The sequence below is a fragment of the Caldisericum sp. genome (assembly GCF_049967455.1).
Lineage (GTDB): Bacteria > Caldisericota > Caldisericia > Caldisericales > Caldisericaceae > Caldisericum > Caldisericum exile_A.
In genome coordinates, this window is record NZ_JBMFSR010000046.1 from 1 (window position 1) to 7,273 (window position 7,273).

General features: G+C 35.1%; 7 protein-coding genes. 6 read left to right on the forward strand and 1 reads right to left on the reverse strand.

Annotated features, from left to right (window positions below; translation table 11 throughout):
- From ACP5SP_RS06955 to nadD, 6 genes are all read left to right on the forward strand, one after another.
- Positions 1 to 867: extracellular solute-binding protein (locus tag ACP5SP_RS06955; protein ID WP_428076333.1), on the forward strand; the 867-nt coding region annotated here is incomplete at its 5' end.
- A 169-nt stretch (positions 868 to 1,036) separates the two neighbouring features.
- Entirely contained in the window at positions 1,037 to 3,517 is a 2,481-nt protein-coding gene (locus ACP5SP_RS06960; protein ID WP_424587053.1) for a PQQ-binding-like beta-propeller repeat protein, read from the forward strand.
- A 176-nt stretch (positions 3,518 to 3,693) separates the two neighbouring features.
- On the forward strand, positions 3,694 to 4,014 hold the full coding sequence (gene rplU / locus ACP5SP_RS06965; protein WP_416085755.1) for a 50S ribosomal protein L21: 321 nt from the start codon (positions 3,694 to 3,696) through the stop codon (positions 4,012 to 4,014).
- A gap of 1 nt (position 4,015) precedes the next feature.
- Positions 4,016 to 4,267: a 50S ribosomal protein L27 gene (gene rpmA, locus ACP5SP_RS06970; RefSeq protein WP_014453885.1), complete on the forward strand. Its 252-nt coding sequence runs from the start codon at positions 4,016 to 4,018 to the stop codon at positions 4,265 to 4,267.
- Positions 4,254 to 5,540, forward strand: coding sequence for a GTPase ObgE (obgE, locus tag ACP5SP_RS06975; RefSeq protein ID WP_416085756.1), 1,287 nt, complete (start codon positions 4,254 to 4,256; stop codon positions 5,538 to 5,540). The genes rpmA and obgE overlap by 14 nt, the downstream gene beginning before the upstream one ends.
- The gene (gene nadD, locus ACP5SP_RS06980) at positions 5,506 to 6,144 is read left to right on the forward strand and encodes a nicotinate-nucleotide adenylyltransferase (protein WP_424587055.1); all 639 of its coding nucleotides are present in this window, start codon (positions 5,506 to 5,508) and stop codon (positions 6,142 to 6,144) included. Before obgE ends, nadD begins: the two co-directional genes overlap by 35 nt.
- Here nadD and ACP5SP_RS06985 read toward each other — a convergent pair.
- Positions 6,117 to 7,052, reverse strand: a complete 936-nt coding sequence (locus tag ACP5SP_RS06985) for a YbgA family protein (protein ID WP_428076334.1) — start codon at positions 7,050 to 7,052, stop codon at positions 6,117 to 6,119. The two genes, nadD and ACP5SP_RS06985, sit on opposite strands and share 28 nt — an antisense overlap.
- Positions 7,053 to 7,273: the final 221 nt, after the last annotated feature.

Below are 7,273 nucleotides of genomic sequence, written 5' to 3' on the forward strand. Positions count from 1 at the left end.
GGTAAAATGTGGATGATGCCTTTTAACAAGAGTGTCGAGGTTATGTACTACAACATTGATATGCTTAAAGAAGCAGGTTTTGACCATCCTCCAAGAACTTGGGATGAATTTGCAACAATGTGTAAGGCTCTCACAAAACCGGACGGTTCGCAGTGGGGTGCATCTTTAGGAATGAGTTCATCTGATGCAATCGTTGATGTTTGGTATGCAATGGTGTATGAGTGGGGTGGAAGAGTCCTTACAGATGATTATAGAAATGTGTTGTTTGATAAAGATCCAAACGCCCTTGCTCCTGTTAAATTGCTTAACGAACTTTATAAAAATGGTTATATGCATTTTACTAACGGATACGACTACCAATCAGATTTTGGAAATAAGAAATGTGCCTTCATTTTTGGAAGTGTTGTTGGATATACATATGTAGATCAAGCTGTTGGTGGTAGATTCAAATGGGCACAGGCTCCAATTCCAGCTGGACCAAAAGGACAATACACAACTCTTTCGGGTGCAAACGTGGTGATTTTTGGAAATAGATATGATGCTCAAACTGTGAAGGGTGCATGGGAATTTGTAAAATGGTTTACCTCCCCATATCAAACAGCCAGATGGTCAATAGATACAGCATATTTACCTGTTCGAAAAAGTGCACTTGATTTACCTCTTTTAAAAGATTTCATTGCAAATCATCCTGAAAGAAGGGCTGGATTTGATGAATTACCAAACGCCTTAATTGAGCCAATCACAAGAGAATGGACACAGGCTTATGTTGATATTGGTGCAGAATTACAAAAGATTTTCCTTCAAAAGATTTCACCCGAAGATGGTTATAAAGAACTCAGTATAAAGCTAAGATCTTATATCCACTAATAAATATAACTTATATATTGACAAGGCTATCCTCCAAAATGGATAGCCTTTATTATTTTCTTTTGCCATTTGTACTATTGAAAGAAACTTGATATTGTATAAATATTATTAACAAAAAAATTTTTTGTATAATATTATTGGGGGAATTAATAAATGAAAGGAGGGCAAAATGAAGAAATCAATTGTGTGTTTTATTATTTTTGTATTGCTTTTTATTCTTTTTCCACACTTTTCACCTGCAAAGAGCCAACTGAGTGATGCATCGTGTAATAATTTTCTCTTTGATGAGAGGCATTCAGGGTTTTATCCATTTAGTACAGAGTTTGTATCGGGTGTCCCTAAAGGAAAGCTTAATGTAGGTTCTCCCTTTACTTCGGTGCTTGTGCTAAATAATGGTTATATCTTCGTAAACTCTGCATCTTACCTTTGTATCTTTGACAACTATGGCGGGATTGTTTCTTTGATTAAAAGAAGCGGTGAAATTCCGTATGCAAGTCCTGTTATCTTAAATAACTTATTAATATTTACAATGACTAACACAATTTTAGCAGGCTATGATATTGTCCATAAAAATATTGTTTGGAGGTTCTTTGGGGATTCACGGATTAATACTCCTCTTGTATATGGTAACAACATATATTTTTTAACGGAGAAAGGCTACCTCTATGCCCTGGATTCTTACGGAAAACTCATTTGGAAAGTATTTGTAGATATGTCAACTTTCAAAACACCCATAATTTCAAATTCACTTATTTATACATTAAATGATCTTGGTAGTTTGTACTCAATTGATACAAACGGGAAAGTTGTATGGGAGTTTCCTTTGCTTACAAATCAGCTTGTAAGGCATGGGGCCTATCTATTAGCCTCGAAGGATAATATGCTTTTTGCAGCGGTGAATGGGAAAAATGAAGGAACTCTGTTTGCCATAAAGGATAAGAAGGTTGTATTCACTTATAAAACAGGCTTGATTTCTTCTAATCCTGCTGTAGATGAGTTAGGTAATGTCTATATTGGGGATGCTGACGGTAAAGTATATGCAATAAATTCAGCTGGTAAATTGCTTTGGAGTTTTACTACAAATAATGGTTCTATTCAAAGTGGTTGTACAATTTCAAGCGACGGGACAATTTTTGCTGTTACTTCACAAAACACTCTCTATGCAATAACTAAGAATGGACAGTTGAGGTGGAAATATAACCTTCCATCAGAAACTTTTTCACCTGTTGTAATTGCAAACGACGGAACTCTATTTGTTAATGCAAGAGATGAATTGTATGTTTTTAACGATTATATTCTTTCAGTTGAGGGATCTTCTTCCTGTGATGTTACTTTGGAACCTAAAAAATCACACTATGCCCCAAATGAGATTATAAAATTAACCGCAAAACCAAAGCTACCTTTTTCCTTTTTATATTGGAAATCCTCTCCAGATGAACAAATTTATAAAGATAATCCATTGTATTTGACGATGAATATGAATAAAAAGATAGGAAGAGAGGAAATTCATATAAAGGCCGTAGTTTCATTGCTTGCACCAATCTATAAATATAATATTGAGGCTTCTTCAAATGGTTATGGGAAAATAACGCCTGAAAAGGCAACTGTTGTTATGGGGGATTCGCTTACATTTACCTTTCAACCTATCGAATTTTATACTGTAAAAGATGTTCTTTTAGATGGGATTTCAGTTATTAACAGTGTGACACAACTTGATAATGGAAGCTTTACTTACACCTTGTCAAATATTAATCAAGACCACAAGATATATGTAAAATTTGAGAAATTGAATTATTGTATTGTTGCTAAAGCAGGGGAGGGCGGTAAGATTGTACCTTCAGGAATTATTACTCTTAACCCCCATGAGAGTGTTATTTTTACGATCATTCCCGATTTTGGATATGAAGTAAAGGATGTTTTAGTAGACGGCAAATCTGTCGGAAAGGAATTTACACATGGCTTTTTAAATGTTTTAGGCAATCATACAATAACTGCCGAATTTCAAAAACAAACTTTTATTATTGAAGCAAATTCTGTAGGTCCCGGCAATATTGAGCCTGTAGGTAAGATAAGAGTTTATTATGGTGATTCTAAAACATTCAATTTTATACCAAATGAGGGAATGAAGGTTGCCGATGTAAATGTCGATAATATAAGCATTGGACCGCAAACTTCATATACTTTTACAAAAATCAGCACTAATCATAAAATAACAGTGTTTTTTGAACGGAAACCAATTGAATATAAAATTATTCTTAAAATAGGAGAAGAAGGTTTTTCTGTAAATGGAGTCGTTAAAAAACTTGATTCGCCTCCAGTTATTAAAAATGGCAGAACTCTTGTTGCAATAAGACCAATTATAGAATCAATTGGAGGTACAATTAGTTGGAATGCAAACAATAGGAGTGTCTATATTGAAACAGATTTTGCTGTAATTACACTTTGGATTGGAAAGCCCAATGCAACCGTTGAAATTCGAGGGACTGGAATTTCTGAAATTAAACCAATTGACCCAGACAATCCCAAAGTAGTTCCTGAAATAATAAACTCTCGAACAATGCTACCTTTGAGATTTATAAGCGAGAACTTGGGAGGAAAAGTAGATTGGGATCCTATAAATAAGACAATCACCATAGTGTTTGTATTGTAAAAACCTTTTAAGCGAAAAGGAGTTTGAATTTCAAGGAATCTTTGTGGATAAGTATATTCACAAAGGACAAATGTTAAACTTGCAAAAAAGGAGGTTATTTATTATAATACTTTGATTGGAGTTAAACTACTTACGGAAGGTTTCCCCAGTACCTTCTGTAGTGGAAGGAGGTTATTATGGAAGCGATTATTAAAACTGGCGGTCACCAATATAGAGTTAAGGAAGGTGACACAATTAAGGTGCAAAAGATTGAAGGAGAAATAGGCACCAAAGTTAAATTCGACGAAGTGCTCCTTCTTAAAGATGGAGAAAAAGTTGTTGTTGGAAACCCAAAGGTTCAGAATGCCTACGTAGAGGGGACTATTAAAGAACAAGGAAGAGAAAAGAAAATCATTGTCTTCTTCTACAGGCACAAGACAAGAAACAAGAAGAAGCAGGGACACAGGCAACCCTACACTTTGATTACGATTGATAAGATTGTAGGGGAGGTAAACTAACATGGGAAAGAAGAGAAGTAAAGTAAACGGCAGAGACTCCAACCCAAAATATCTTGGAGTTAAGTTATTTGATGGACAGTTTGCAAAAGCAGGCAATATTATTGTAAGGCAGAGAGGCGAAAGGATTAAAGCTGGTAAAAATGTAGGTATTGGCTCTGACTGGACGCTTTTTGCCCTTAAAGATGGTATTGTCAAATTTACAAAAACAAGAAAGTATACAAAGGTTGATGTGTTAGAGAGTGAGACCGCTTAAAAAATCACTTATTGACCACGCTTATATAAGAGTTCGCTCTGGAAAAGGCGGAGACGGTGCAATAAGCTTTAGAAGGGAAAAGTTTATTCCTAAAGGTGGTCCTGATGGAGGGGACGGAGGTAAAGGTGGAGATGTTATTATCAAAGCCAATCAAAACCTCACAACCCTCCAAAAATTTTTATACAAGAAGCACTTCTTTGCAGAAAACGGAGAAAATGGAAGTGGTCGCCTCAAACATGGAAAAAACGGGAAGGATTTGATAATTGAAGTCCCCGTTGGCACCACTATCATTGACAGAAATACGGGAAAAGTAATTGCTGAATTGAATAAAGACGGAGAATCAATTGTTGTTGCGAAGGGTGGAAAAGGCGGAAGGGGAAACAAAGCTTTTACAACATCTACCGAACGAGCACCTCACTATTCCGAAAAAGGCGGTCCATACGAGGAAAGAGACCTTGAACTGATCCTTAAAGTCATCTCTGATGTTGGTATTGTGGGGCTTCCAAATGCCGGTAAATCAACTTTTATCTCAAAAGTTAGTAATGCCCATCCTGAAATTGCTTCATATCCATTTACAACACTTTCCCCAAAAATTGGTGTTGTAAAGCTTGATGAATTAAGATCTTTTACAATTGCAGATTTACCTGGGCTTATTGAAGGCGCGTCAAAGGGAAAGGGTTTGGGTAATCAGTTTTTGTCTCACATTGAAAAGACAAAAGTTTTAATGTTCCTCATAGATGGTTCTGATAGGAAAAACATCAAAAAAACCTACAAAATACTTTTAAATGAACTTGGAAGCTATAGTGAACAGCTCCTCCAAAAGAAGAGAATAATAGTCATAAATAAGATTGATACCTGGCCGGTAAAAAGGACAAAGGAGTTAAAAGAATTTTTTAAAAGAGTAAACGAGGAAGTCTTCTTTATTTCAGCATTAGACGAAATTGGTCTTAGGGAAGTTCTCGAAAGATTATATGAACTTGTGAAAGAAACGAAAATAGGAGAAGAAAAGCCTCAGGAAGAGGTTAAGGAATTTACACTTGACCGAAATAAGGAAATTATTGTGGAGAAGTTAGATGACAATACCTTTAAAGTATCAAATCCAGAACTCGAAAGGCGTGCAGAACTCACCGATTTTAATAGGGCAGGTTCAGTTAATGAACTATTGAGATACTTTGATAAGATTGGCCTTGATAGAATTCTTAAAGCAAGAGGCATTAAGGAAGGGGATAGAGTTCTAATTGGAAGCAAATCATTCATCTACCACGAAGATTAGAATTGCGCTTTATGGTGGTGCATTTAATCCAATCCACATAGGACATCTATTTGTAGCAAAGGAGGCTACCTATCTTTTTGGCCTCGAAAGGGTAATTTTTATTCCAACAGGGAACCCTGTCTTTGCTAAAAAAGATCTGCTCGATAAAAACATACGCTATAATCTTGTTAAAATGGCGATAAAGAATGAGGATCACTTTGAAGTTTCGGATTTTGAAATTAAAAGGCCTGAGCCTTCCTATTACATAGATACGCTAAAGCACTTCACACAAGATAATGTTGAGGTTTTTTCCATTATAGGGGAAGATGCGTTTTTAAAGATTACTCTCTGGAAGGACTACGAAGAGGTTCTAAGAAATTCCTACTTTATTGTTGCAAAAAGATTAAACGACGATTTTTTGACCCTAAGAGAATTTGTTTCTGAAAATCTCAATGGATTCAAAGATAAAATTTTTACTTTGAGCCATCCTCTCTTCTCCATTTCATCAACTTTGGTAAGAGAGCGAATAAAAAATGGCTTATCAATAACTTATCTTGTCCCAAAGGAAGTAGAATTAGAAATTTTGAGAAACAACTATTACAGGCGCCTCAGTTCCTTAGGATAAGGATTAAAATATTTTTGTTTAAGGATGTAATCTTCGTTAAACCGTATAGCAAAACCCAAAATGAGTTCAATAGGAGTGTATAAATCTATGTTTCCTTTTGAAAAGTCTTCGATTACGTCTAAAAAGTGTGCCTTTTCTTTTGGTGAAAGTTTATCCTTAAAATATCCAAAAGCATGAAGCAGTGTATTAATATGTGCACCTACCGATGGTTTTTTATTAAAAGAACTCTTGAAAATTTGTGAGTAATTTTGGTATGCATCTACTTTGTTTTCTTTGAGGTTTGATATGATCTTCCCAAGTACTCTTAAATTTGTTTGATTGTATGTCATAAGCATCAATTTGTATCTTGCATGGAATTCAATAAGATTTGACTTTGTAAGATTATCCTTCAATGTCCTTATATCGGCAAATGCAAAGATCTTTGTTAAAAATAGGTCTCTTATTCCTCTGTCGATGAGGCGCTTTTCATCTTCAATTGGATAATTTTTGAACATTTCCATTACCTTTCTTGCAAACATTCCCGAAGTTTTTCCCACAGGTTCTTTGCCTTCGTAATCTTTATAGTAATTTGTGTCTTTAACTCCGCAACTTGGAGATTTGCTTTTTAAAAGAAAGCCATCTACCTCATTCAAACTTTTGAGAAACCCCCTGCTGAATTCATGCATTTTTTGTGTTAGATCTATTTTTGTTTTTGGTTGGATGAGTTTATCGGGTTCATTTTTAACAATGATTATTGGGTCTCTTGGTATAGGGAGGCCTATTTGAACTTCTGGACAAACAGGAATATATTCTACAAATTCTCCTAACTTTTTTGCAAATTCATCCTTAATGATGCCACCATCATAGCGAGTTGCTTCTAAATTAATGCACTTACTGAGGACAACTTTTGGTCTTGCGAAATTCTCCATAAAAACCTCCAAAAAGTCAAATAATTTTCTTTAAAAACTATTGCATTTTTTTATTTTATTATAAAATAGAATTAAAGGAGGTAAAAATGGCTTGCAAAAAGAAAAATACCGAAAGTGCAGTGGAAGCAAAGAAGACCGAAGAAAAGAAGGTAGTTGAAGCTCCTAAAAAAGAGACCAAAAAGGCAACCGAGAAAAAAGAAGCCCCAAAGAAGAAAGAAACC

What these genes read in the sequence shown, in the direction of transcription:
- ACP5SP_RS06960 (WP_424587053.1), top strand. Translation starts at nt 1,037, where the DNA reads ATGAAGAAATCAATTGTGTGTTTTATTATTTTTGTATTGCTTTTTATT.
- rpmA (WP_014453885.1), top strand. Translation starts at nt 4,016, where the DNA reads ATGGGAAAGAAGAGAAGTAAAGTAAACGGCAGAGACTCCAACCCAAAA.
- rplU (WP_416085755.1), top strand. Translation starts at nt 3,694, where the DNA reads ATGGAAGCGATTATTAAAACTGGCGGTCACCAATATAGAGTTAAGGAA.
- ACP5SP_RS06985 (WP_428076334.1), bottom strand. Translation starts at nt 7,052, where the DNA reads ATGGAGAATTTCGCAAGACCAAAAGTTGTCCTCAGTAAGTGCATTAAT.